The sequence below is a fragment of the Paracandidimonas soli genome (genome assembly GCF_004342005.1).
GTDB lineage: Bacteria > Pseudomonadota > Gammaproteobacteria > Burkholderiales > Burkholderiaceae_B > Paracandidimonas > Paracandidimonas soli.
On the sequence record NZ_SMBX01000006.1, the window covers coordinates 1 to 24,732 of the forward strand.

The following is a 24,732-nucleotide window of genomic DNA, read 5'->3' on the forward strand; positions in this document are numbered from 1 at the left end:
CCACTCCTTCCCATCCCGAACAGGACAGTGAAACGCCTTCGCGCCGATGATAGTGGACGGACGTCTGTGAAAGTAGGTCATCGTCAGGCTCTTATCCTAAACACCCCCGCAAGATCTCTCTTGCGGGGGTGTTTGCTTTTTACCGACAAGAAAACATAAAACCCATTACGCAAAAACGCGTGGCATGCGCTCTGAGAAAGCGAGGCCAGTCCAAACAGGCGCTACAGGCGCCCCCGTATTGAGGCGAGGAAGCTCCCGACTTCAGGCGGGAGTGACTCACACAGCGGAATCCTACGCATTGCGCAGCATCTGCATCAGCCCGTAATGCAGCGCCAGCGGCCATGCGGACCGGTGGGACTGCCCCGGCAGTACCTGGAAGCCGACCTCGAGACCGGGCTTGCTGGACAGTAGTCGAGCGACTTCGCGGTTGCCGGCTATCATGGCGCGTTGCGCACGCACGCGCTCCAGCTCGGCCAGATTCGGCCGTTGCTGCCGGACTTCCAGCGGATTGACGGCCTGCTCGTATTCACCGACGGTGATCAGCAGTTCGCGTCGGGGCGTATCCGCGGGCGGATCATAGGAAAGCGCGGTGCGCTGCAGGTAGCGTTCTCCCCACCAGACCGAGGGGCTGGATGCGATAAAGGACGAGAACAACGGTGTATTGCCGAACAGCGCATATAGCGTGAACAGCCCGCCCAGGGAATGGCCGGCCAGAGTGACACGGGTTTTGTCGAAAACCGCCCGGCTTTCGATGGCGTCAATCAGCATATTTTGCAGAAAATGCAGGAACTGCGGTGCGCCGCCCTGATCTGCCTCGGGCGGGCAGGCTGCGTCTGCTGGCGAGTTGGCCGGTGCCGTATTGCCATGTGGTGTGTAGTCCAGGCGGCGGCGGCTGGCTCCGGGATAATCAACGCTGACCAGAACCGCATCATTGATATAGCCAGGCGGCTGGCAGGCGGCGTGATAGCGGACCTGGGCCATGGCGATGTCGAAGCCTTCCGCACCCAGCAATATGACTAATGGCCAGCCTGAAGACGGCGGCGTGCCTTGCGGCGCGGACATCCGGATGCGATAGGGCGCCATACCGGATGGATGCAGGGTGAAGTCTTCCAGATGCATACGGCAATCATTTACAGAAACATGAGATAATCGCCCATCATAATTCGGCTCTGCCGATCCTGTCGACAATCGTGATTTTTGATTGCATGCCGGGAGCGGCTAGGGTGTTCTTTTGCGAAACACACTCTTGCAACAGCAATCCGACTCCGTACACGAAAAAGAACAGCCGGCGGCGCAAACCTCGGCCAGCGTGCTCACTCCGGAAGCCTATCGCGCCATCCTGCTGCGCAGGTGGATGTGGATTCTCGGACTGCTTGCCGTCATAGCGGTTTCCATCCTGATCGACTTCACGCTGGGGCCTTCCGGCCTGCCGCTGCGCGAATTGCTCGCTACCTTGCTGAATCCCGGTGACGCCGATCCCACCACGCGCGTCATCGTATGGGATATTCGTCTGCCCTATGCGCTGATGGCCATGGCCGTCGGCATGGCGCTGGGGCTGGCCGGGGCGGAGATGCAGACCATCCTGAACAATCCCCTGGCCAGTCCGTTCACGCTGGGCCTGTCTTCGGCGGCTGCATTCGGCGCCTCCCTGGTCATTGTGCTGGACATCGGCATTCCCGGCCTGCCTGTGGAGTGGATGGTGGCGGGCAATGCATTCCTGTTCTCCCTGCTGTCCGCCATGATGCTGCATGCCGTGGCGCGCTGGGGGCAGATGGATGCCTCAGGCGTCGTGCTGTTCGGCATTGCGCTGGTGTTTTCCTTCAACGCGCTGGTTTCCCTGGTGCAGTTCGTGGCCAGCGCCGAGGCGCTGCAGGGCCTGGTGTTCTGGACCATGGGCAGCCTGTCGCGCGCGACCTGGCTCAAGCTCGGCGCCCTGCTGCTGGCGTTCGCCATCATCATGCCGATGTCCATGCGCGACTCGTGGCGCCTGACGGCGATCCGGCTGGGCGAGGATAGGGCGGCAAGCTTCGGCGTCAATGTCAGGCGCGTCCGCCTGCGCGCGCTGGTGCGCATCAGCTTCCTGTCGGCGCTGGCGGTTTCCTTCGTGGGCACTATCGGCTTCATCGGCCTGGTCGCGCCGCACATCGCGCGCGGCCTGTTCGGCGAAGACCATCGCTTCTACCTGCCAGGCAGCGCGCTGGTCGGCGGCGTCATTCTGTCGCTGGCCTCGATCGCTTCCAAGAATATCGTGCCCGGCATCATCATCCCAGTCGGCATCGTGACTTCGCTGGTCGGCATTCCATTCTTCCTTGCGGTGGTGTTCCGCCGCCAACTGCGCTAGGGGGGATGGGAACATGCTGCAGCTCAGCCACCTGAGAGTCGCCTATGGCGACAAGACCATCATCGAGGATCTGTCGGCAAGCGATCTGAATCCGGGGCAACTGATCGCCCTGCTGGGTCCCAACGGCAGCGGGAAGTCGACGCTGCTCAAGGCGGTCGCCGGGCTGATACCGGTGCGCAAAGGCTCCGTGGTCCTGGATGGCCGCGATCTGACCCGCGCCAGTTTCGAGGCCAGGGCGGAGCACGTCGTTTATCTGCCGCAAACCTTGCCTGCCGCCACGCATCTGCGCGTGTTCGAGTCGGTGCTGGTGGCGGCCAATGCCTCGCGCCTGGGCGGCCGCGCCACCGAGGCCGAGATCGAGCGCGTCAATGAGGTGCTGGAGCGCATCGGCATCGCGCACCTGGCATTGCGTTCCCTCGGGCACTTGTCGGGCGGGCAGCGCCAGCTCGTCGGCCTGGCGCAGGCCCTGATCCGCCGGCCCAGGCTGTTGCTGCTGGACGAGCCGCTGTCGGCGCTGGACCTCAACTTCCAGTTCCACGTCATGGATCTGCTGCGGCAGGAAACGCAGCAGCATCAGATGATCACGATCGTGGTGCTGCACGACCTGAATGTCGCCTTGCGCCACACGGACCGCACGCTGCTGCTGCGCTCGGGCAATCTGGTAGCTAACGGGGCGCCGCTGGACGTCATCACGCCCGAATCGCTGGCGTCGGTGTACGGCGTATGCGCGCGCGTGGAGCATTGCTCGCGGGGCAGGCCGCTCATCATGCTGGACGGCCTGGTCCAGTCCGTGCACTGACCACGCGCCAAAGCGCAAGCCTCATCGTTCACGACGAGGTCAAGCGAGGCCAGCCCTTACAGGCGCCGCAGGCGCCCCCGTATTGTGACGAGGAAGCTCCCGACTTCAGGCGGGAGTGACTCACCGCATATCCGGGGGCTTGTCCGCCGCGCCTCGCGGCTTGCATGCGCCTGGGTTCCGCTTGTTTCGCCTGATTACAAGCAGATGCCCGGGGCCGAGTTACCTGTTAAAATGAGAATGCAACCCATTTGTGAATTGCGTGCGATTTGATTCAGCCAGCGTATGTGAGCACTTTGAAGCGTTGTTTCCATTGTTTGCAGCCACTCGCGCATGTTTTGCCGCCGTGGCTGCCCGAGAGCAGCCGCGCTAGGCGGCAATGGTTTTTCATGGCACGCAGATTCATCCATTTCGCGTTTTTCCTGGTATTGAGCCTGTGCGCCGGCATCGCCGGCGCGGCGCGGCAGCCCATCGTCCTGACGGATGTCGCCGGCCGCACGATAACGCTCAAGGCGCCGGCCACCCGCGTGGTGCTGGCGCAGGCGCGGCACTTCCCGGTGCTGGCGCTGCTCCATCCGGATCCCGTGTCCATCCTGGCAGGCTGGTCCGACGAGTTCAAGACTTCGTTCACGAACGACTACGAGCAGTATCGCAAGGTATTCCCCGCGATTGCCAGGATCCCCGTCGTGGGGCGGCATACGCCCGATACCTTCTCCGTGGAAAGCACGCTGGGCCTGAGGCCCGACCTTGTGCTGCTGACTTCCGCGTTTGCCGGCATAGGTCCGGGCATGAAGCCGGAAGACTCCCCCCTGATCCGCGCCTTCGAGTCCGCGGGCGTGCCCGTGGCGGTCATCGACTTCTTCATGGACCCCCTGAAAAATACCGAGATCAGCCTCGATCTGCTGGGCAAGGCGCTCGGTCGCGAAGAGCGGGCCCAGTCCGTGCTGGCCATCTACCGCGAACGCATGGCGCGCATCCGCTCGCGCCTGGACGCGAGTCCCAAGGAGCGTCCCCCGGTATTCGTGCATGCGCATGCCGGCAGCACCGACTGCTGCAACTCGCCGGGCGTGGGAACCTTCAACGACATGATCACGTTCGCGGGCGGCCACAATATCGGCTCGGACGTCATCCGCAACGCCACTGGTCAAATAGGGTTCGAATACATCAACAGCCGCAATCCCGTCGTCTATGTGGCCACGGGCACGGGCGGCGCCAAGCGCACGCGTTCGGGGCTGTCCATCGGCGCGGGAGTCGACGAGCAGACGGCGCGTGACAGCCTGCGCAAGGTGGTTGCCTCGCAAGGCCTGGGCGCGCTTGCCGCCGTGCGTTCCGGCAATGCACACGGTATCTGGCATGGCTTCAACGATTCTCCATTGCACGTCGTCTTCATCGAGGCGCTGGCGCACTGGATTGATCCCGAGCTTTTCCACGACGTGTCCGCGCAGCAGACATTGGACGAACTGAATGCGTTCCTGCCCATTCCCATGCAGGGCACCTTCATGGTGTCGCTCAGCGAGTCCCCGGGTCGTGGTTCCCAATCGGACAAGGCGGCGGAGGCGGCCACGCAATGATCGAACTGACCTTGCTGCGCACGGATGTTTCCGACGGCGTGGCCGATGGCTGCCTGGCCGACCTGACGCAGGATGAACGCAATGCCTTTGCGGGTATGCGCCGCGAGGCGGACCGGCGCAGCCGTGTCGTGACGCGCGCCGTGCTGCGGCGGACGCTTGGGCGCAAGCTCGGCTGCGGGCCGGCCGATGTGCCGCTTTCGCATCTGCCTGGTGGCAAGCCCGTGCTGGATGAGGAGGGCGGCCGGGCCTGGCACTTCAATGTGTCGCACAGCGGAAATATCGCGCTGCTTGCGGTCGCCGACAATCCTGTCGGCGTGGATGTGGAAACACGGATGCATGGCGATCCGGTTGCGATGGCGCGGCAGTTCTTTTGCGCGCAGGAGCAGGAGCGCGTGGCCGGCGCCCGGGATGCAGGCGAGGCATTCCTGGCGATCTGGACGGCGAAGGAAGCCGTCGTGAAAATGACCGGGCACGGCCTGCGCATCGATCCCCGGCGCTTTTGCGTGCCGCATGCGGACACCGCATTCCAGCCCTTGCCGCCGCCATATCCCGTTGCCGAGTGGCAGGATTGCCGGGTGGCCAGTCCGTCGCTGGCTGACTGCAGCATGGCGGTCAGCGTGATGGGCGCCCCGATACAAGAATTGAGAGTCGAGCATTATGAGCACTGACGCATTGATCCCTGTCGTCCAGCAATGGCCGGACGATTTCGCCAAACGCTATCGCGAAGCCGGCTACTGGCGCGGCGAAACCTTCGGCGCCATGCTGCGCGAGCGCGCCGCAAAGTATGCGAACCGCATTGCTCTGGTGGACGACAAGACGCGCTGGACCTATGCCGAACTGGATGCCAGGGCGGATGCCGTTGCCGCCGGCCTGCTGGCCGCCGGGCTGAAGAAAGGTGACCGCGTCGTCGTGCACCTGCCCAATATCGCCGAATTCTACGAAGTCGTGTTCGGCCTGTTCCGGGCGGGCATCCTGCCGGTGTATTGCCTGCTGGCGCACCGCATCACCGAGGTCGAGAATGCGGCCGCCGTTTCCCAGGCGGCCGGCTACATCATGGCGGGCCGCCGCGACGATTTCGATTTCAATGGCCTGGCGCGCGAGCTGCAGTCGCGGCTGCCGGCGGTAAAGCATGTCATCACAGTAGAGCCTCGCGAACAGGCCGATCCGGCCTTCACTGCGCTCGATGATCTGAAGGCCGATGGCAAGGGCCAGCCGCTGCCGGACGACCACGCGCCGACCCTCCCGTCGGATGCCGCGTTCCTGCAACTGTCGGGCGGCAGCACGGGCCTGTCCAAGCTGATTCCGCGCACGCACGACGACTATATCTACAGCGTACGCGAAAGCGCGAATATCTGCGGACTGCACGAGGACAGCGTCTATCTCGTGGCGCTGCCGGCCGCGCACAATTTTCCCATGAGCTCACCCGGCGCGCTGGGCGCATTCTATGCCGGCGCGCGCGTCGTGCTGTCGCAGTCGCCCAGCCCCGAGCATGTGTTCGCCGTCATCGAGCGTGAGCGCGTTACCATGACCGGCCTGGTGCCGCCGCTATTGCTGGTATGGCTGCAGGCCGCGGCCGGCAAGCCTTCGCACGATATCTCCAGCCTGGAAGTCATACAGGTCGGCGGCGCCAAGCTGACGCCCGAAATCGCGCGAAGGGTCAAACCCGTGCTGGGCGTGAAGCTGCAGCAGGTGTTCGGCATGGCCGAAGGGCTGGTCAACTACACGCGCCTCGATGATCCGGACGACATCGTCATCAACACGCAGGGCCGGCCCATCAGCCCCGACGACGAGGTGCTGGTCGTGGATGACCAGGGCAATCCCGTACCGGAAGGCGAGCCGGGCAACCTGCTGACGCGCGGTCCCTATACGATTCGCGCCTACCACAACAATCCGTCGGCCAACGCCCGTTCCTTCACCGAGGACGGCTTCTACCGCACCGGCGACATCGTCAGGCGTTCGCCCGAAGGCTACCTGACGGTGCAGGGGAGGGCCAACGATCATATCAACCGCGCCGGCGAGAAGATTTCCGCCGAGGAAATCGAGGATCACCTGCTGGCCCATCCGCAGGTGTTCGACGCCGCCGTGGTATCCATCCCCGACGAATATCTCGGCGAACGCAGCTGCGCGTTCATCATTCCCAACGGGGAAAAACCGAAAGCCATGGAGATCAAGCGCTGGATACGTTCGCGCGGCCTGGCCGAATTCAAGGTTCCCGACCAGGTGGTTTTCGTGGAGCAGTTCAGCGAGACCGCGGTCGGGAAGATCAGCCGCAAAGAGCTGCGCGCCAAGCTGAGCGCGCAATTGCAGGCGGCTTCCAACGGAGAACAACAATGAGCAGCGATAGCCCGATCACCCTGGACAGCATGCGGCGCGACGTCGCACGCATCCTGCATGAGGACCCCGACGAGGTCCCGCTGGACGAAAGCCTGATCGAGTTCGGCCTGGACTCCATCCGCGCCATGGCGCTGGCCGCGCGGTGGCGCGAGGCGGGGGCGGAGGTCGAATTTTCCGAAATGGCGCAGAAGCCCGAACTGGGCTATTGGTGGGAACTGGTACAGCAGGCCCTTGCGCGGCGCGGGGCATGAGCGGAGTCGACATGCGTCTGGAAGATGGTTGCGTGCTGCCCCTGACGGATGCCCAGGCGGGGCTGTGGTTCGCGCAAAAGCTGGATCCGGTCAACCCGGTGTTCAATACCGGGCAGTACACCGAGATTCGTGGCGGCCTGGATGTGGATGCGTTCCGCCGGGCCGTGGACGAGACCATGGCGGAGTCGCAAATGCTGGCCGTGCGCGTGTTCGAGCGCGACAGCGTGCCGCATCTGCAGTACGACAGCCGGCTTTGCCCCCGGTTGCAGGTCGTGGATCTGCGCGCAAGCGAAGATCCCGTAGGCGAAGCGCAGGCGCGCATGCGCGCGGACCTGGCGCAGCCGGCCGGCCTGGAACAGGGGCTAGGCGTGCAGGAAATCCTGTACGTGCTCGGCGATGCGCATTATTACTGGTTCCAGCGCATCCATCATATCGCCATCGACAGCTACGGCATGTCGCTGATCGACGGCAGGGTGGCGCAGCGCTACCGGCAGATCCTGGAAGGAAGCCAGGACAGCCACGGCGCGCTGGCGCCGCTGAGGCTGCTCATGGACGATGAGCAGGCCTATGCCGAATCAGAGCGCATGGCGCGCGACCGCGAATACTGGATGGAGGCGTTCAGCGGCATCGAGGCCGTGCACAGCCTGTCCGACGGCGTGGCGCTGACCGCGCACGAATTCCATCAGCAGTCGGTCAGCCTGGGGGACGAGGCCAGCGGGCTGCTGCGGCAGCGGGAGGCGTCGTCGGGCGTATCCTGGCCGGACATCCTGTTGCTGTTGTGCGCGGCCTATGTGGGCCGGCTGACGGGTCAGGAGGGTGCCGTCCTGGGCGTGCCCTATATGGGCAGGATGGGCAGCGCGGCGGCGCGCACGCCCTCTATGATGATGAATATCATGCCGGTGCATCTGCCGGTGGATGAAACGGCGGCGCTGGACGATGTGCTGGTCCAGTCCGCCAGGCTGCTGCGCAAGGCCAGGCGGCATGGCAGGTATCGTGGCGAACGCCTGCGGCGCGACCTGGGCCTGCTGGGAGGCAATCGTCGCCTGCATGGACCGCTGGTCAATATCCTGCCCTTCCTGTCCGACGAATCGGTGTTTCCCGGAGCGAAGGCGCGCACGCATGTGATGTGCGCCGGACCGGTCGACGACATGACTTTCACGTTCCGCGCGGATGCGGCTGGCAACGGCCTGCTGCTGATCGTCGAGGCCAACCCGGCCCTGTACAGCGAGGAGGACGTGGCTGCGCACATGCGCCGGTTGCAGGCGTTCCTGCCGGCGGCGCTGGCCGGCAACAGCCTGCGCCATGTGCCGACGCTGACACCGCAGGAGCACGAGCATTGGGTCCATGCCGTCAACGATACGGCGGCCGATGTGCCGCGCACCACGCTGGTGGCATTGATCGACAAGATGATGAAGGCCCGGCCCGAGGCCGTGGCGCTGGAGTTCGGCAATCAGGTGCTGAGCTATGCCGAACTGGACCGCCGGGTCGATGCGCTGACGGCGCTGCTGCAGGGCCGTGGCGTGGGCCGGGGGGATTTCGTGGCGGTCGCCATTCCCCGTTCCGTCGAACTGATCGTTGCCTTGCTGGGCATACAGCGCGCCGGCGCGGCCTATCTGCCGCTGGATACCGGAAATCCGGCATCGCGCCTGGCCGTGATCCTGTCTTCGGCCGAGCCTCGCGCCGTGCTTGCGGTCGGCGAAACCCTGGGCTGCCTGCCGGAGTTCCATACCGTGCTGTGCCTGGACGAGCCGGACCTGGAGGCCGAGGCGGCGTCGCAGGCACCGTTCGCCGATGCCGGCGTGCAGCCGGAGGATCCCGCCTATCTGCTGTATACCTCCGGCTCGACGGGAACGCCCAAGGGCGTGGTGATCGAGCACGATGCCATCGTCAATCGCCTGGAGTGGATGCGCCGGCATTACGGCATCGGTCCCGGCGACCGCATTCTGCAGAAAACGCCGGCGACATTCGATGTTTCCGTGTGGGAGTTCTTCCTGCCGTTCCTGTCAGGCGCCACGCTGGTCGTGGCGCCGCCCGAGGCGCACAGGGATCCCGCATGGCTGGCGCGCATCCTGTGCGAAAGCCGCATCACGACGCTGCATTTCGTGCCGTCGATGCTGGCGGCGTTCCTGGAAGAGCCCACGGCGGCCAATGCACGGCCCGCGCGCGTATTCTGCAGTGGCGAAGAACTGACGCCCGCATTGCGCGACCGCTTCCACCAGATACTGGATGCGGAGCTGCACAATCTGTACGGGCCGACCGAGGCGGCAGTGGACGTCACGTACTGGCCCGCATCGCGGACGGATCAATCGCAGCCCGTGCCCATTGGCTTTCCGGTCTGGAATACCCGCATGTATGTGCTGGACAAGTATCTCAGGCCTGTTCCCGCCGGTATTCCGGGCAACCTGTACATTGCCGGACGGCAATTGGCGCGCGGCTATCTGGGCCGGCCGGACCTGACCCGGCAGCGCTTTGTGCCCGATCCTTTCGTGGGCGGCGGGGCGCGCATGTACGATACGGGCGATATCGCCCGCTGGCGCGCCGACGGAGCGCTGGAGTACATGGGGCGCTCGGACCATCAAGTGAAGATCCGCGGCCAGCGCGTCGAACTCGGCGAGATAGAGGCGGCGCTGGCCGCCGCTCCCGGCGTCGGCCGGCTGGCCGTGCTGGTGCGGGAAGACCGCCCAGGCGACCAGCAGGTGGTGGCTTATGTGGTGCCGGCCGCGGGAGCAGGGCTGGATCACGAGGTGCTGCGGAATCACATGGCGGCGCGCCTGCCCGACTACATGACCCCTTCGGCCTTCGTCGAGCTGCCGGCATTGCCGGTAACGGCCAACGGCAAGCTCGACAGGAAAGCACTGCCCGCGCCGGTGCGCCTGACGCACCAGGGGCGCATGCCGTCCGAAGGCTCCGAGCAGAAGCTGGCTGCGCTGTTCGCCGAGGTGCTCGGGTTGCGTGAGGCGGTCTCCGCCGATGACGATTTCTTCTCGCTTGGCGGGCATTCCTTGCTGGCGGCAAGGCTGGCCAGCCGCATACGCGAAGCGTTCGCGCTGGATGGGCTCAGCCTGGGCGCGGTGTTCGAGCACTCGACGGTGGCCAGGCTGGCACGGCACCTGGATGCCATGGCCTCGCAGCCGGGGCAGGTCTTGCAGGACTCCGCCAACGATGGAGGGTTCGGCGCTGTCGTCAAGCTGCGCGAGGGAGATGCATCGCTGCCGGCACTGTTCTGCGTCCATCCGGCGGGCGGGCTGTCGTGGTGCTATGGCGCGCTGGCGCGCAGCCTGGAGCCGGGGCGTATTGTCTACGGACTGCAGGCGCGCAGCCTGCATGCCGCATCCGAGGCCAATCCGTGGCCCGGCGGGCTGGATGCGATGGCCGAAGATTATGCCGATCGCTTGCTGGAACTGCAGCCCGAAGGGCCGTATCACCTGGCTGGCTGGTCGGTCGGCGGCATCATCGCGCATGCCATGGCGGTCGAGCTGCAGCGTCGCGGGCACGCGGTGGGCGTGCTGGCCATGCTGGACGCTTATCCCAGCGATTGCTGGCGTTCGCAGCCCGAGCCTGCGCCGGACGCCGTGTACAAGGCGCTGCTGCACATCGCCGGATACGACCCGCTTGCGCTGAACGATGTCCCATTGAACCGCGATGGCGTGGTGGAGTTCCTGCGGCGCAGCGGACACCCGCTGGGAGAACTGCCGGACGCCCAGCTCGATGGCGTGATCGGCACGGTGGATGCGAACAACCGCATGGTGCGCAAGCACCGCCACGGCGCGTTTGCCGGGGATGTCCTGTATTTCCGGGCGGCGCTGGATCACCAGGGGCAGAACCTGTTCGCCCATCACTGGGCCCCATACGTCAGGGAGATCGAGGAGCACGCGGTGGCTTCGCTGCATGCGCATCTGACCGGCCTGGCCGCGCTTGCGCAAATCATGCCTGTGCTAAACGCCCATTTGCTGCAGGCGGATGTTGCCGCCGAGGAGGTGTGAGCCGGTCATGCATGTCCATTTCCCGCCTTCGGGCCCATCATTGTCCTGTAGTCCGCTGTCCGTCGCCTTCCGTTCCGGTTTGCCGGGCAGCGCGCCGCTTATTCCTTGAATTGGAGAATCCATGAAAACCCAGAAAAAATACATTTCTGCAGGGCGTTCCGTGTTTCGCCAGGCAGCGGGCGCCGTTGCCATGCTGTCGGTCTCAGCCTCGCTGGCCTTCGCTGCTCCCGTCTTCGACCAGTCCGTCCTGAATTTCCAGGGCCAGGTGTTTTCCCAGGGAGCGCTGCCGGGCGCCGAAGCCGAGGTCAGGGGGCGCGCCTTCATTCCCGGGCAGAAGGTGACACTGAGCCGTGGAGGCGTCGTGCTGAATGACGGCCAGCCTTTCGCCGTCGACGAGAAAGGCGAGTTCTCCGGCAAGATCGCTGTCCCCGCCGACTCTGTGCCGGGCGTTCATCCCGTGGTGGTGCAGGCATCCGGCCCGTCGGCGGCTGTCATCCTGGACCTGAAAATTTCGCCGGACGTGCCCCTGTCGGGCGAGGACAAGTACACGCTGACTTCCAAGCGCCTGGTCCAGGGCCTGTACCAGGTGGCGTACAGCAGCAAGAACGATCGCCTGTTCGTGACGACTGCCGTCGGCAGGCCCCCCGTCAAGGAGTCCAGCCTGCTGAAGGTGAACCCAGCCACGCTGGAAGTCGAGGCAAGCGCCGAGATGGCCCTGGCCAAGAGCCGTGACGACGGACACCGCCTGGCCGTGTACGGCATCGGCCTGGACGATGCGAATGGCAATGTTTGGACGACCAACACGCGCGATGGCGCGGTGGCCGTGTACAAGCAGTCCGACCTGTCGCTGGTCAAGCAGTTCGATTCCGGATTGGTCGACCATGCGCGCGATGTCGCGGTGGATGCCTCCACTGGCAAGGCCTATGCCTCGATGCCGATGGAGAACAAGGTTGCCGTATTCGATATTGCCAAGCTGGAGCACCTGAAGGATGTCGAGATCGATTCCCTGAAGCGCGGCGCCAAGTTCGGCACGTACAGCCTGGCCCTGGATTCCAAGGGCGGCAAGCTCTATACCGTCAGCGGCTCCACGAATGAGGCGGCTGTCATCGACACCAAGACGGATACCGTCGAAAAAGTGTTTGCCATCGATGGCGTGCGCGGCGCCATCGGCGTTGCCGTGGATCCGGCAAGCAAGCGCCTGTTCGTAGCGGCGCAGGGCAGCGACAATCTGGCGATCGTCGATCTGGAAAACGGCAAGACGCTGCACAACGTCGCGGTGGGCGCGGGTGCGCTGAACGTCGCGTTCGACACCGTGACCGGCCATGCCTATGTCACCAACCGCGGTGCGGGTACGGTGACGGTGGTGGATGTCGACGGCAAGATCGTGGCCAATCTGCCCGGCGGCACGTTCCCCAACCATGCCACGCCGGATGGCAAGGGCGCGGTTTACGTCGTGAACAAATCGCGCGGCAAGGACGATCCCCAGGGCGATCGCATCACCCGCATCGAAGTCCGCAAGTAATCGCATGCATGTGCGCACGCTCCGTCGTGCGCATAGCGAAAGACAGGAAAAGGGGCCTTGCGGCCCCTTCTTTGCGTCCGGCATGCGCGGCCTCTCCCTGCGGCTTGCGGCTTCTCGGTTAAAATGCCTGGCGAGGTGCGTCATCCCTGATGCGCACGTGATTCCAATCATGCATACCGGAGGTTTTTCAATGACCCAGGTTACACCCCCCGAGGAGCAGGCCGGCCTGTCCATGCGCCAGCTGACGCACCTGATCTACGGCTTGCTCGCCGCCGCATTGCTCAGCGGCGGCCTGTTCGGCCTTGCCAGCGTCGCCGCCATCGTGCTGGCCTACCTGAAACGTGGCGATGCCGCCGGAACCGTCTACGCCAGCCATTTCGACTGGGTGATCCGCACGTTCTGGTGGGGACTGCTCTGGGTGGCGCTCAGCGCGCTGGCTACGTACATCTTCATCGGCTGGATCACCGGCCTGGTCGCGCTGGTCTGGATCGTCTACCGCCTGATCAAGGGCTGGCTGGCGCTATTGTCCAACCAGGCGCCTGTCGCGGAGTTTTGATCCAGCGTCCCGGAAGGCGGGGCCTGGAGGTCCGGCTTTTTGGCGAGGCTCCATGCAAAATGCCCAGGAATCCATGACCGGATTCCTGGGCATTTTGTTTTCCGGCGCGGCATCCCGCATGGGACGCGGCTGCGGCGGCTATCAGCTCAGATGTGCGTTGACCAGCTTGGTCAGTTCGAACATGGAGACCTGGTCCTTGCCGAACAGGGGACGCAGTTTTGCGTCGGCATTGATGTTGCGTCGGTTCGCGGGATCCTGCAGGTCGTGCTTCTTGATGTATTCCCAGATTTTCTTCGTGACTTCGGTGCGGGGAACAGCGTCAGGGCCAATGACAGCGGCCAGGGTGGCGCTGGGCGTCAGGGGTTTCATGAAGGCGGCATTGGGCTTGCGTGCGGGCTTGTCGGTTGTTGCCATAAGACGGGGCTCCTGAGTGTCAAAGGAATGAAACGAACCCGAGCATAACGTGAGACAAGGCGAAAGACAAAGCGATTTATGCCCGCCGTACAGAAAAAAACGGATGGTCACGCGGTGTTTTTGCGAGTCCCGGCAAGGATTTCGGATTATTGTCTGCCAAATTTATTTCTTCTGTCTTTATCTTCTTTCAATTTCATTCTTAAAGATGGGGGTGGCGACTCAGGGATGTCCCCAGGGCAAAAATCCCCTCCGTGGTGCGCAAAAAGAAGGCATCCTGCATAATTGACGCTTTGCCGCGCCGCCCGGTGGGCGGCCCGCGGAAGGATCCACGGCCTCGACAAGGCAATACAGGGAATGCAATGACGACAAGCTACCGCATCACAAGGCCCGACGACTGGCACCTGCACCTGCGCGATGGGGATATGCTGGACGCAGTGGCGCCGCATACGGCCCGGCAGTTCGGGCGAGCCATCATCATGCCGAATCTGCGCCCACCCGTCACGACGACGGAGCAGGCGCTGGCCTATCGCGGACGTATCGTGGCGGCGCTCGAGCGGGCCGGCATCGGCGCTTCGGAGTTCGAACCGCTGATGACGCTCTATCTTACCGACAATACGCGCCCGGAAGAGATCCGGGCCGCCAAGGCGTCCGGCATGGTGCATGGCGTCAAGCTGTATCCGGCGGGGGCGACGACCAATTCCGATGCCGGAGTGACGGATCTGCTCGGGAAGTGTTCCGCGGTGCTGGAAGCGATGCAGGAAGTGGACATGCCGCTGCTGGTCCATGGCGAGGTTACGGATCCGGCCATCGATCTGTTCGACCGCGAGGCCGTGTTCATCGAGCGCGTGATGCAGCCGCTGCGGCGCAGCTTTCCGGCGCTGAAGGTCGTGTTCGAGCACCTGACCACCAAGGACGGAGTGGACTATGTGCTGTCGGACAGCGGTCCCACGGCGGCGACGCTGACGGCGCATCACCTGCTGTACAACCGCAATGCCCTGTTCCTGGGGGGGATCCGCCCGCACTACTACTGTCTGCCGGTGCTCAAGCGCGAGGTCCATCGCAAGGCGCTGCTGGACGCCGCCACCGGCGACAGCGACAAGTTCTTCCTGGGCACGGACAGCGCGCCGCATGCGCGCGGCCTGAAGGAGCATGCCTGCGGCTGCGCGGGCTGCTATACCGCGCTGCACGCCATGGAGCTGTATGCGACGGCATTCGACTCGGTCGGACGCATGGACAGGCTGGAAGCCTTCGCCAGCCTGAACGGACCGGCCTTCTATGGCCTGCCGCCCAATAAGGGGAGCCTGGTGCTGGAGCGCGGCTCCTATCGCATCCCCGAGGAACTGCCTGCGGGCGGAACTACGGTCGTGCCGCTTGCGGCCGGAGAAGAGCTGGCCTGGAGCGTACGCCAGGCCTAGGCGGCATACGGCCTGGCTGTGCCGCGCGCGGCATCGGCATCAGGACTTCATCGATCCGATCCATTCGCGCGCGAAGTCGCGCCGGGTCGCGCGCGTCAGCCCGGCCGTCGCCAGCATGGCGATCAATGCGCCCAGCGCGGCCAGCGCCATGTCTTTATGGGCGTCCCAGACATCGCCCTGGGTGCCCAGGTACTGCATGCCCAGTTCGCCGCCGAACATGGCGGCCGCGCCCCATTCGATCAGTTCGTACAGGGCGGACGTGCTCAGCGTGACGTCCAGCGGCAGGAAGTAGGCCCAGAAGCCGCGCACCTCGACCACGCGCAGGAAAAATTCGCGGATGGGGTAGGCCAGCAGCAGGCCGTAGCTGAAATGCACCAGCCGGTCGTAATGGTTGCGCTCCCAGCCGAAGAGACTGTTCAGCGTGTGCCCCGTCAGCGCTTCCCACCAGCGATCGTAGGGAACCTCGGAATACGTGTAGTGCGAGCCCAGGGTGTGCAGCGCCAGAAACAGCAGGATCAGCAGCAGCGACGCATTCGAGAAGCGGAACCATCGGCGCGCCAGGACCAGTGCCATGCACAGGGCCAGCACCAGCGCGTTTTCCAGCACCCAGGCGCTGCGGTCGGCCGGGTGGATGGCCAGCGCCGCCCAAAGCACGGCATAGGCGGCGATTGCGGGCAGGATGGGGCGGCGGTTCATAGCAACGGCTTGCCTATTCGTTTTTCTTGGCTTCCAGTACCTGCCAGCGCTCGAACAGGGCTTCGAGCCTGGCTTCGGTTTCCTGGATCTTCGCATTCAGCGCGGCGGCTTCGTCCGGTCCGTCGCGGTACAGGTCGGGATCGGTCAGGGACTCGGCCAGCCTGGCCTGTTCTTCTTCCAGTGCGGCGATCTGGTCCGGGATGGCGTCGAGTTCCTTTTGCTCCCAGGGGCTGATGCGGTTCGCGCGCTGCGGTTTTTCGCGCACGGGGGGCGGATTGTCCTTCTTGCGCTGCGCGGCCTCCGCCGGTTTGTCTGCCCTGGCCGGGCGCTGGGCGAACCATTCGTCGTAGCCGCCCACGTATTCGCTCCACTGGCCGTCGCCTTCGGCAGCCAGGGTCTGCGTGATGACATTGTTCAGGAACGTGCGGTCGTGGCTGACCAGCAGAACGGTGCCGCTGTAGTCCTGCAGCAGTTCTTCCAGCAGCTCCAGCGTTTCGATGTCCAGGTCGTTGGTCGGTTCGTCCATGACCAGCACGTTGACGGGGCGGGCGAACAGCCGGGCCAGCGCCAGCCGGGCGCGTTCTCCTCCGGACAGACTGCTGACGGGGGAGTTGGCGCGCGCGGGCGGGAAGAGGAAGTCTTCCAGGTAGCTCATGACGTGCTTGCGCTGCGAACCAATGTCCACCCATTCGCTGCCGGGACTGATGGTGTCCGCCAGCGTGGCGTTTTCGTCCAGGTTGGCGCGCATCTGGTCGAAGTAGCCCACGGATACATTGGTGCCCAGGCGCACGCTGCCTTCGGTGGGCTGCAGCTTGCCCAGGATGATGTTCAGCAGTGTCGTCTTGCCGGCGCCGTTGGGTCCGATCAGCCCGATGCGGTCGCCGCGCAATATCGTGGTGGACAGGGAATCGATGATCAGCCGCTCGCCGAAGCGATGGGTGATGTTCTCGAGTTCGGCGACCAGCTTGCCCGAGCGCTGCCCCTGGTCCACCGCCAGCCGGACATTGCCGACGCGCTCGCGCCGTTCGGAGCGCTCCCTGCGCAGTTGCTCCAGGCGGCGCACGCGGCCTTCGTTGCGCGTGCGCCGCGCTTCGATGCCCTTGCGGATCCAGACTTCTTCCTGCGCCAGAACCTTGTCGAACTTGGCGTTCTGCTGCGCCTGGGCCTCCAGCCATTGCGCCTTGCGGGCCTGCCAGTCGCTGAAGTTTCCGGGAAAGCTGAACAGCGTGCCGCGGTCGAGCTCGACGATGCGGGTCGTGACCACGTCGAGGAAGCGCCGGTCGTGCGTGATGACGATCACGCTGAAGGGCGCCTTGAGCAGTTGCGCTTCCAGCCAGGCGATGCCGTCGAAGTCCAGGTGGTTGGTGGGTTCGTCCAGCAGCAGCAGGTCGGGCTGCGCCACCATGGCCTGGGCCAGGGCCACGCGCTTGCGTGTTCCGCCGGACAATGTGGCGATGCGGGCGTCCGGGTCGAGGCCGAGCTGGTCGATGAGCGCCTGCGCGCGCGCGGGCCGCTGCCAGTCTTCGGCTTCCAGTCCGCCGTGGCTGATGATGTCGAGGATGGTGAGCGATTCGTCCAGCTCCGGTTCTTGCGTGACCGTCATCACCTTCAGGCCGTTCAGGCGCATGACATCGCCGTCGTCCGGCTCGATGCGGCCGGCCAGCAGCTTGAGCAGCGAGGACTTGCCCGCGCCGTTGCGGCCGATCAGGCCGACGCGCTCGCCCGGATGGATGGTGAACTCGGCACGGTCGAGCAGCGGTACGTGGCCGAAGGCCAGCTGGATATTGGACAGGGAGATAAGCGCAACGGACATCGGCTGAAACTGAAAATATATGGGTGATTGAGGCTGGGCAGCTATTGTCCTATTGTCGCAGGTTACAATGGCTCCGTGGGGCAGGCCGGGCAATCGCGGTGCGCAGCATCGAGGAAGGTCCGGACTCCATAGGGCAGGATAGCGGCTAACAGCCGTCCGGCAAGTCTGGTTCGCCAGGCGAGCCGAGGAACAGGGCCACAGAGACGAGTCTGCAGCGAAGGCATTCGTGCATCGGCACGGCGACTTCCGTGCTGCGCGCCGGGTTTCCCGGCGCGGCGCTGCAGGGTGAAACGCGGTAACCTCTATCCGGAGCAACACCAAATAGGCATGCGCGCGCCTTCGGCGCACAAGGGCGGCCCGTCCGAGCATGCGGGTAGGTGGCTGGAGCGCGCCAGCAATGGCGCGCCAAGAGGAATGATTGCCCGCCGCGTTCGCGCGGCGTACAGAATCCGGCCTACAGGCCTGTCCCACATTCTCATATGTTAGCAATTGAAAAGCTTTTGCCCGCAAGTGGCCGGCGCATCTAATAAACGACTTTCAAAGAGTCGGCCAATTTCTTGATTTCACAGTTGATTTTCTTTTCGCTTTTTCTGCGAACAGGCTGTAAGTGCTTGTTGTCATTGAAAAAAGTGCGTTTTCGCGCTTGACCTGCTTCATCTGTTCCCGTAGAGTGGGAGAAAGTAGGGAATTGTGCAAGAAAGTGGGAGAAATTGGTGTTCCAGGGAAGCAGCGCACTCACGTTGGATGCAAAGGGAAGGTTATCCATACCTGCCCGGCATCGTGACGCGCTCATTTCGCAGGTCGAAGGCCGCCTGACCCTGACACGCCACCCCGACGGCTGCCTGCTGATCTATCCGCGGCCGGTGTGGGAAGTCAAGCGCGCGGAAATCGCCGCGCTTCCCATGGCCGCCCGCCCGCTGCAGCGTCTGCTGCTGGGAGGCGCGCACGACGTCGAGATCGATGGTTCCGGGCGAGTGCTGGTTTCGCCCGAATTGCGCAATGCCGCAGGGCTGACAAAGGAGGTCATGTTGCTGGGCATGGGGAGTCATTTCGAACTATGGGATGCCGCCGCCTGGGCAACGCGTGAGGCCGAAGATCTGGCCAAGGGCATCCCGGAAGCACTGAACCATTTCTCGTTCTGACGCCGCCATGACCGATTTTCATCGTCCCGTGCTGCTGCACCCCACGGTCGAGGCGCTGATCGTTCCAGGTTTCGATGCCAGGCGTCACGTATCGCCCGCCGACCTGTCCGGAATCGCGCCGGTGAGCGGCGTATTCGTCGATGGCACGTTCGGGCGCGGCGGGCATAGCCGGCTGCTGCTGTCGTACCTGTCGGGCGATGCGCGGCTGGTGGTGTTCGACAAGGACCCTCGGGCCATCGAGCAGGCCCGGCAACTGCAGGCTGAGGACGGCAGGGTCGCGGTGGTGCACGATGGGTTTGCGTCCATGCTGGAGCACCTGGAGGCGCTGGGCGTGGAAAAGGTCGACGGCATCATGCTGGATCTGGGTGTGTCCTCGCCCCAGATCGACGATGCAGAACGCGGGTTTTCGTTCATGCGCGAGGGTCCCCTGGACATGCGCATGGACACCAGTCGAGGTTTGACGGCTGCGCAATGGCTGGAAGAGGCCGGCGTGGACGAACTAAGGGAGGTCATAGCTGACTATGGCGAAGAACGGTTTGCTTTCCAGATTGCAAAGGCGATTGTTGCTCGCCGCGAATCACGGCCGCTGCGCACCACGCTCGAACTCGCCGAGCTCGTCGCCAGTGTCGTCCGCACGCGCGAAAAGGGTCAACATCCGGCCACACGCACCTTTCAGGCTTTACGGATTCACCTCAATCGGGAGCTCCAGGAGCTCAAGAGCGCCCTCGCGGCAGCTCTGACCTGCCTGGCGCCAAAGGGACGACTGGCCGTGATCAGTTTTCATTCTCTGGAAGATCGGATCGTCAAGCAGACGATCGCCGCGGCCGCGCGCCCGGCGGCGGCGCTTGCCCGCCTGCCGATCCCGGAGAAGGACATGCCGCGTCCCGTGCTGGAGTCTCTGGGCCGTATCCTGCCCGGCGACGACGAAATCTCGGAAAACCCGCGCTCGCGCTCTGCCGTTCTGCGCGTGGCGCAGCGCACATCCACGCCGTTGCCCGCCGGGGGGGCGGGGGCATTCGTGCCCGGATACGAGCCCGAGGCTCCGACGACGCGCTATCGCGCCGCAAGGGGAGGACGCTGACATGTCGCGCCTCTGCCTGGTCCTCGCCGCATTGCTCATGCTTTCCGCGCTGTCGCTGGTGACAGCGCGTTTTCAGTCCCGCCAGCTGTTCGTGGCGGTGGACCGCCTTGAAAACCGCGCGCGGGAACTGGATACCGACTGGCGCAGGCTGCAGCTCGAGCGGGCCGAACTGGCGCGCAATGTGCGCATTGACGGCGTGGCGCGCCAGGAGCTGCGGATGGTGCCGTCCACGCCGGATCGCGTTCTGTATATCCGGCTGCCGCAAAAACCCGCAGCGGAGCAGGGAGGGCAGCCATGAAGCGCGTCGGTTTCTTCGACAGCCCGGTGCTCAGCGTGCAGGTGCCGCAATGGCGCGCGCGGCTGGTCGCGGTTTGCCTGATGCTCGGGTTCATCGCGCTGATCGCCAAGGCGCTGCATGTGCAGGGCCTGTCTACGGAATTCCTGCAGCAGCAGGGCGAGCGGCGCTACGAGCGCACGCTGGTGCTGCCTGCCATGCGCGGCAAGATCTACGACCGCACCGGTTCCGTCGTGCTGGCATCCAGCGTACCTGTGCGCGCCATCTGGGCCATCCCGGAAGACGCCAAGGGCGCCACGAAAGAACAGTTGTCCGAGCTGGCTGGCCTGCTGGGCATGCGCGTGCCGGATATCGAGCACCGCCTGGCGGATGACAGCAAGACGTTCGTCTATATCAAGCGCCAGGTGGCGGTGGATGTGGCCGACAAGGTCAGGTCGCTGAAAGTGCCTGGTTTCCACCAACAGGCCGAGGTGCAGCGTTTCTATCCGCAGGGCGAAATCGCCGCCCACGTGGTGGGCTTCACCAATATCGAGGACCAGGGCATCGAAGGCATGGAGCTGGCTTTCGACAATGCGCTCGAAGGCACGCCGGGTTCGCGCCGCGTCATCCGCGATCGGCTGGGCCGCGTCATCGAGGACGTGCAGGCGGTCGTGCCGCCCATGAATGGCAAGGACCTGCACCTGTCCATCGACATGGGACTGCAGTTCGATATGTATACAGCCCTGCAGAAAGCCATGGCCGAGCACAGGGCGAACGGGGCCGCCGGCGTCATGCTGGACGTGCAGACGGGCGAGGTGCTGGCGCTGGTCAACCTGCCCACCTACAACCCCAACGATCGGGAAGCGCGCAAAGGCAATGCCTTGCGCAACCGGGCGATCACCGACACGTTCGAGCCCGGTTCCATTGTCAAGCCGTTCGTGGCGGCGCTGGCGCTGGACAACAAACACATTACGGTCAATACCATGTTCGATACCGGCAACGGCCATTATCGCTATCAGGGCTCGACCATCAGCGATGTCAGTCGCAATGGCGTTATCAATGTCGCGGATATCCTGCGCCGCTCCAGCAATATCGGCATGACCATGATTTCCGAGCGCATGACCTCGCAGGAAATGTGGAACAAGTTCACCCAGCTCGGTTTCGGGCGCGCGCCGCAGGTGAGCTTCCCCGGCATGGCGTCGGGGCGGCTGCGTCCCTGGGAGCGCTGGCGGCCCATCGAGCGGGCCACCATGGCCTACGGCTATGGCCTGTCGGTTTCGCTGCTGCAGATCGCCCAGGCCTATACGGCCTTTGCGCGTGATGGCGACATGGTTTCGCTGACGCTGGTCAAGCGCCAGGGCAAGCCCGCCAGCATGCCGGTTTACAGTACGGAGGTCGCCAGGAGCGTGCGCGTCATGCTCGAGGCCGCCGCTGGTCCGGACGGCGCCAAGCTGGCCCAGGTCCAGGGCTATCGCATTGCGGGCAAGAGCGGCACGGCTCGCAAGATCGTCGACGGCAAATACAGCAAATCACAGTATCGCAGTTCCTTCGCCGGCTTTGCGCCGGTATCGCAGCCGCGCATCGTCGTGGCGATCACGATCGACGAGCCGAAGGGGGGCGCCTATTACGGCGGTCGCGTGGCAGCTCCGGTATTCGCAGATGTGGTGGCCGCAGGGCTGCGTCGCCTGGGCGTCAAGCCCGATGCGCCCATTGATTCGCTGGTGGCGTCCATTCCGGCGCGGGAGGTCGTGCAATGACGGCGCCGGCTATGCAGAAAAATGCGGCGAAAGCCGTGGCGTGGCTGAAGGCGCATGTGGCGGATTCGGCCCACTTGGCCATGGATTCGCGCCAGATCGGCGCGGGCGACGTATTCTTCGCCTGCAAGGGCCTCAGTGCGGACGGCCGGCAGCATGCGGCCGCCGCCGTGTCCGCCGGAGCGGCCGCCATCGTGGCGCATGCGCCGCTGGATGACGATGCCGGCGTGCCTGTGCTGGTCCTGCCCGAACTGGCCGCCTGCCTGGGGGAAATCGCCGATCAGTGGTATCGGCAGCCGTCGAAAGACCTGACCGTCATCGCTGTGACGGGCACCAATGGCAAGACCAGCACGGTGCAGTGGCTGGCATCGGCGCTGAACCAGGAGAACGTGGCCTGCGGCACGGTGGGCACGCTGGGCGTGACCCTGCCCGATGGCACGAACCTCGGTGGAGCGCTCACGACGCCGGATGTGCTGGGCCTGCATCGCGGACTGGCGGCGCTGCGCGATGCCGGCGCCGGAGTGGCCGCCATCGAAGCGTCTTCCATCGGTATCGAGCAGGGACGCCTGAGCGGCGTGCGCATCGCCTTTGCCGGCTTCACGAATCTGACGCGCGATCATCTCGATTACCACCTGACGCTGGAAGCCTACCGGGAAGCCAAGCTGGCGCTGTTCCGTTTCCCCGGGCTGCGCGGCGCGGTCGTCAATCTGGACGACGACACCGGCGCCATGATCCATGCACAGGCGGTCGATGCGTTTCCCATCCTGGGCTATACGGTCGAAGGCCGCGAGCAGGCTTCCATCATCGCCTCGGAACTGCAGGTTTCGTCGCGCGGGCAGGTGTTCCAGCTGTCGCTGCCTGATGGCGCGGCCCAACTGGTGACGCCCATGCAGGGCGCGCACAATGTGTCCAATCTGCTGCTGGTGGCGGGCTTGCTGCACCTGCTCGGATGGCCCCTGCAGCGCGTTGCGCGTTCGCTGGCCCGGCTGCAACCGGTTCCCGGACGCCTGCAGGTGGTGGACGCGCCGTTCTCCTCGGGCAGCGACCCGCTGGTCGTGGTCGACTACGCCCATACGCCGGATGCCCTGGAGCGGGCCCTGCTGGCCCTCCGGGAAACGGCAGGCGCCGGCGGAGGCAGGCTCATCTGCATGTTCGGCTGCGGCGGCGACCGGGACGCGGGCAAGCGTCCGTTGATGGGCGCCGTGGCTGCGCGGTTGGCCGACCGGGTCATCGTGACCAGCGACAATGCGCGTTTCGAGGATCCGCGGGACATCATCGACCAGATACTGGCAGGCATGCCGCAGCAGCGGCCCGACGTGATCGTGGAACGCGCGCAGGCCATCCTGCATGCCGTCTGGCAGGCGCGCGCGGGCGATGTGGTGCTGCTCGCAGGCAAGGGCCATGAAACCTACCAGGAAGTGCGCGGCGTGCGCGCTCCTTTCGATGATCGCGAGTGGGCGCGCGCCGCGCTGGCGTGGAAGCAGGCCGGCGGCGTATCCACGGATTCGCGCAGCATCGGGCCCGGACAGATATTCGTCGCGCTGCGCGGCGAGAGTTTCGATGGCCATGACTATCTGGCGCAGGTCGGCGAGGCGGGCGCGCTGGCGGCCGTCGTGGAACGGCGGGATGCCGATGCGCCGCTGCCGCAGCTGGCGCTGGGCGATACGCGCAAGGCGCTCATCCACCTGGCTTCCGCCTGGCGCGGCCAGTTCGATATTCCCGTCATCGCGGTAACCGGCAGCAACGGCAAGACGACCACCAAGGAAATGATCGCCTCCATTCTGCGCGCATGGGTCGGAGAAGACGCCGTGCTCGCCACCCAAGGCAACCTGAACAACGATATCGGCGTGCCGCTGACCGTTCTGCGGCTGCGGGAATCGCATCGCGCGGCCGTCATCGAGCAAGGCATGAATCATCCCGGCGAGATCGCCGTCCTGGCCAATATCGCCAAAGCCACGGTCGCACTGGTGAACAATGCCCAGCGCGAGCACCAGGAGTTCATGAGTTCCGTGCAGGCTGTGGCGCAGGAGAACGGCGCCGTGCTGACAGCGCTGCCCGCCGACGGCGTGGCCGTCTATCCCGGCGATGACGCCTATTCCCGCTTGTGGGGCGCGCTGGCTGACGGTCGGCCGCGCGTGCGCTTCGGACTGCGCGGCGATCTGGAAGTCCATGCGTCCGGCATCGCCGCCAGTGCCGATGGCTCGGCGTTCGATTTGAATACACCCGAAGGCCGCCGCCGCATCGTTCTGCCGGCAGCCGGCGAGCATAACGTGCGCAATGCCCTGGCCGCGGCCGCCTGCGCCATTGCCGCCGGCGCGACCCTGGATGCCGTCGTCGAAGGCCTGCAGGCCTTCCGCCCGGTCAAGGGGCGGCTGCAGCATATCCGGCTGGGGGATTTCAGCCTGATCGACGATACCTACAACGCCAATCCGGACTCGGTGCGGGCGGCCATCGATGTGCTGGCCGGATTGCAGGGCGAGACCCGGCTGGTGCTGGGCGACATGGGCGAGGTCGGCGACGAAAGCGATGCCGTGCACGCAGAGGTGGGGCGCTACGCGAGCGAGCGGGGCGTGGGCTCGCTGTTCACGCTGGGCAAGGCCGCGACGCATGCCGCCGAAGCCTTCGGCGCGGGAGCCCGGGCGTTCGCCGACCGCGAGGCCCTGATCCAGGCGCTGCTGGAGCAGGCGCCCGCCCACATCCTGGTCAAGGGATCGCGCTTCATGCGCATGGAACACGTGGTGCATGCGCTTTGCACGCATGGTTCGAAAACAGAAATAGAAGGAACCTAG

At 64.9% G+C, this 24,732-nt stretch carries 19 protein-coding genes, 1 rRNA gene and 1 other RNA gene; 17 read left to right on the top strand and 4 right to left on the bottom strand.

Going from position 1 to position 24,732, the window contains the following annotated elements:
* A 5S ribosomal RNA gene (gene rrf / locus EV686_RS19125) occupies nt 1-89 on the top strand; the annotation flags it as partial.
* A 202-nt stretch (nt 90-291) separates the two neighbouring features.
* On the opposite strand, the gene EV686_RS12205 is transcribed toward rrf, so the two are convergent.
* Nucleotides 292-1,119, bottom strand: a complete 828-nt coding sequence (locus EV686_RS12205; RefSeq protein WP_132477233.1) for an alpha/beta hydrolase — start codon at nt 1,117-1,119, stop codon at nt 292-294.
* Between the two features lie 127 nt (nt 1,120-1,246).
* On the opposite strand from EV686_RS12205, the gene EV686_RS12210 reads away from it, so the two are divergent.
* The 9 genes from EV686_RS12210 (at nt 1,247) to EV686_RS12250 (ending at nt 13,354) form a co-directional block, all read left to right on the top strand.
* On the top strand, nt 1,247-2,341 hold the full coding sequence (locus EV686_RS12210) for a FecCD family ABC transporter permease (protein WP_377748224.1): 1,095 nt from the start codon (nt 1,247-1,249) through the stop codon (nt 2,339-2,341).
* Nucleotides 2,342-2,354: 13 nt separating this feature from the next.
* Nucleotides 2,355-3,140 (top strand): ABC transporter ATP-binding protein, encoded by a 786-nt coding sequence (locus tag EV686_RS12215; RefSeq protein WP_132477234.1) that lies wholly within the window; start codon nt 2,355-2,357, stop codon nt 3,138-3,140.
* 386 nt (nt 3,141-3,526) lie between these two features.
* Nucleotides 3,527-4,708 (top strand): ABC transporter substrate-binding protein, encoded by a 1,182-nt coding sequence (locus EV686_RS12220; protein ID WP_132477235.1) that lies wholly within the window; start codon nt 3,527-3,529, stop codon nt 4,706-4,708.
* The gene (locus tag EV686_RS12225; protein WP_132477236.1) at nt 4,705-5,376 is read left to right on the top strand and encodes a 4'-phosphopantetheinyl transferase family protein; all 672 of its coding nucleotides are present in this window, start codon (nt 4,705-4,707) and stop codon (nt 5,374-5,376) included. Before EV686_RS12220 ends, EV686_RS12225 begins: the two co-directional genes overlap by 4 nt.
* On the top strand, nt 5,366-7,042 hold the full coding sequence (locus tag EV686_RS12230) for a (2,3-dihydroxybenzoyl)adenylate synthase (protein ID WP_207901762.1): 1,677 nt from the start codon (nt 5,366-5,368) through the stop codon (nt 7,040-7,042). Before EV686_RS12225 ends, EV686_RS12230 begins: the two co-directional genes overlap by 11 nt.
* Nucleotides 7,039-7,293: a phosphopantetheine-binding protein gene (locus tag EV686_RS12235; protein ID WP_243650879.1), complete on the top strand. Its 255-nt coding sequence runs from the start codon at nt 7,039-7,041 to the stop codon at nt 7,291-7,293. The genes EV686_RS12230 and EV686_RS12235 overlap by 4 nt, the downstream gene beginning before the upstream one ends.
* An 11-nt stretch (nt 7,294-7,304) precedes the next feature.
* Nucleotides 7,305-11,276 (top strand): non-ribosomal peptide synthetase, encoded by a 3,972-nt coding sequence (locus tag EV686_RS12240; protein ID WP_207901764.1) that lies wholly within the window; start codon nt 7,305-7,307, stop codon nt 11,274-11,276.
* Between the two features lie 121 nt (nt 11,277-11,397).
* Nucleotides 11,398-12,798: a YncE family protein gene (locus EV686_RS12245; RefSeq protein ID WP_132477238.1), complete on the top strand. Its 1,401-nt coding sequence runs from the start codon at nt 11,398-11,400 to the stop codon at nt 12,796-12,798.
* Nucleotides 12,799-12,988: 190 nt separating this feature from the next.
* Nucleotides 12,989-13,354 (top strand): DUF4870 family protein, encoded by a 366-nt coding sequence (locus EV686_RS12250; RefSeq protein ID WP_132477239.1) that lies wholly within the window; start codon nt 12,989-12,991, stop codon nt 13,352-13,354.
* Between the two features lie 141 nt (nt 13,355-13,495).
* On the opposite strand, the gene EV686_RS12255 is transcribed toward EV686_RS12250, so the two are convergent.
* The gene (locus EV686_RS12255; protein WP_132477240.1) at nt 13,496-13,768 is read right to left on the bottom strand and encodes an SWIB/MDM2 domain-containing protein; all 273 of its coding nucleotides are present in this window, start codon (nt 13,766-13,768) and stop codon (nt 13,496-13,498) included.
* Nucleotides 13,769-14,127: 359 nt separating this feature from the next.
* Here EV686_RS12255 and pyrC point away from each other — a divergent pair, with 359 nt between their 5' ends.
* Nucleotides 14,128-15,183, top strand: a complete 1,056-nt coding sequence (gene pyrC / locus EV686_RS12260) for a dihydroorotase (protein ID WP_132477241.1) — start codon at nt 14,128-14,130, stop codon at nt 15,181-15,183.
* Between the two features lie 39 nt (nt 15,184-15,222).
* On the opposite strand, the gene EV686_RS12265 is transcribed toward pyrC, so the two are convergent.
* Both EV686_RS12265 and EV686_RS12270 read right to left on the bottom strand, forming a co-directional pair.
* Nucleotides 15,223-15,879, bottom strand: coding sequence for a DUF2238 domain-containing protein (locus tag EV686_RS12265; protein WP_132477242.1), 657 nt, complete (start codon nt 15,877-15,879; stop codon nt 15,223-15,225).
* Nucleotides 15,880-15,892: 13 nt separating this feature from the next.
* Complete coding sequence (locus EV686_RS12270) at nt 15,893-17,692, bottom strand: ATP-binding cassette domain-containing protein (protein ID WP_132477243.1); 1,800 nt, start codon at nt 17,690-17,692, stop codon at nt 15,893-15,895.
* Nucleotides 17,693-17,769: 77 nt separating this feature from the next.
* Here EV686_RS12270 and rnpB point away from each other — a divergent pair.
* From rnpB to murF, 6 genes are all read left to right on the top strand, one after another.
* An RNA gene (rnpB, locus tag EV686_RS12275) (RNase P RNA component class A) lies at nt 17,770-18,165 on the top strand.
* A 240-nt stretch (nt 18,166-18,405) separates the two neighbouring features.
* Nucleotides 18,406-18,834: a division/cell wall cluster transcriptional repressor MraZ gene (gene mraZ, locus EV686_RS12280; protein ID WP_132477244.1), complete on the top strand. Its 429-nt coding sequence runs from the start codon at nt 18,406-18,408 to the stop codon at nt 18,832-18,834.
* A 7-nt stretch (nt 18,835-18,841) separates the two neighbouring features.
* The gene (gene rsmH / locus EV686_RS12285) at nt 18,842-19,915 is read left to right on the top strand and encodes a 16S rRNA (cytosine(1402)-N(4))-methyltransferase RsmH (RefSeq protein ID WP_132477245.1); all 1,074 of its coding nucleotides are present in this window, start codon (nt 18,842-18,844) and stop codon (nt 19,913-19,915) included.
* 1 nt (nt 19,916) lies between these two features.
* Nucleotides 19,917-20,213 (top strand): cell division protein FtsL, encoded by a 297-nt coding sequence (gene ftsL / locus EV686_RS12290; protein ID WP_132477246.1) that lies wholly within the window; start codon nt 19,917-19,919, stop codon nt 20,211-20,213.
* On the top strand, nt 20,210-21,946 hold the full coding sequence (locus EV686_RS12295) for a peptidoglycan D,D-transpeptidase FtsI family protein (RefSeq protein ID WP_132477247.1): 1,737 nt from the start codon (nt 20,210-20,212) through the stop codon (nt 21,944-21,946). The genes ftsL and EV686_RS12295 overlap by 4 nt, the downstream gene beginning before the upstream one ends.
* A complete protein-coding gene (gene murF, locus EV686_RS12300) occupies nt 21,943-24,732 on the top strand; it encodes a bifunctional UDP-N-acetylmuramoyl-L-alanyl-D-glutamate--2,6-diaminopimelate ligase MurE/UDP-N-acetylmuramoyl-tripeptide--D-alanyl-D-alanine ligase MurF (RefSeq protein ID WP_132477248.1) in 2,790 nt (929 codons plus the stop codon). The genes EV686_RS12295 and murF overlap by 4 nt, the downstream gene beginning before the upstream one ends.

Bases quoted from the DNA above. Each gene is read 5' to 3' on its own strand.
- EV686_RS12270 (WP_132477243.1), bottom strand. From the start codon at position 17,692: ATGTCCGTTGCGCTTATCTCCCTGTCCAATATCCAGCTGGCCTTCGGC.
- EV686_RS12235 (WP_243650879.1), top strand. From the start codon at position 7,039: ATGAGCAGCGATAGCCCGATCACCCTGGACAGCATGCGGCGCGACGTC.
- EV686_RS12215 (WP_132477234.1), top strand. From the start codon at position 2,355: ATGCTGCAGCTCAGCCACCTGAGAGTCGCCTATGGCGACAAGACCATC.
- EV686_RS12295 (WP_132477247.1), top strand. From the start codon at position 20,210: ATGAAGCGCGTCGGTTTCTTCGACAGCCCGGTGCTCAGCGTGCAGGTG.
- EV686_RS12265 (WP_132477242.1), bottom strand. From the start codon at position 15,879: ATGAACCGCCGCCCCATCCTGCCCGCAATCGCCGCCTATGCCGTGCTT.
- EV686_RS12225 (WP_132477236.1), top strand. From the start codon at position 4,705: ATGATCGAACTGACCTTGCTGCGCACGGATGTTTCCGACGGCGTGGCC.
- EV686_RS12220 (WP_132477235.1), top strand. From the start codon at position 3,527: ATGGCACGCAGATTCATCCATTTCGCGTTTTTCCTGGTATTGAGCCTG.
- pyrC (WP_132477241.1), top strand. From the start codon at position 14,128: ATGACGACAAGCTACCGCATCACAAGGCCCGACGACTGGCACCTGCAC.
- EV686_RS12255 (WP_132477240.1), bottom strand. From the start codon at position 13,768: ATGGCAACAACCGACAAGCCCGCACGCAAGCCCAATGCCGCCTTCATG.
- EV686_RS12205 (WP_132477233.1), bottom strand. From the start codon at position 1,119: ATGCATCTGGAAGACTTCACCCTGCATCCATCCGGTATGGCGCCCTAT.
- EV686_RS12245 (WP_132477238.1), top strand. From the start codon at position 11,398: ATGAAAACCCAGAAAAAATACATTTCTGCAGGGCGTTCCGTGTTTCGC.
- rsmH (WP_132477245.1), top strand. From the start codon at position 18,842: ATGACCGATTTTCATCGTCCCGTGCTGCTGCACCCCACGGTCGAGGCG.
- ftsL (WP_132477246.1), top strand. From the start codon at position 19,917: ATGTCGCGCCTCTGCCTGGTCCTCGCCGCATTGCTCATGCTTTCCGCG.
- EV686_RS12250 (WP_132477239.1), top strand. From the start codon at position 12,989: ATGACCCAGGTTACACCCCCCGAGGAGCAGGCCGGCCTGTCCATGCGC.
- EV686_RS12240 (WP_207901764.1), top strand. From the start codon at position 7,305: ATGCGTCTGGAAGATGGTTGCGTGCTGCCCCTGACGGATGCCCAGGCG.
- EV686_RS12230 (WP_207901762.1), top strand. From the start codon at position 5,366: ATGAGCACTGACGCATTGATCCCTGTCGTCCAGCAATGGCCGGACGAT.
- murF (WP_132477248.1), top strand. From the start codon at position 21,943: ATGACGGCGCCGGCTATGCAGAAAAATGCGGCGAAAGCCGTGGCGTGG.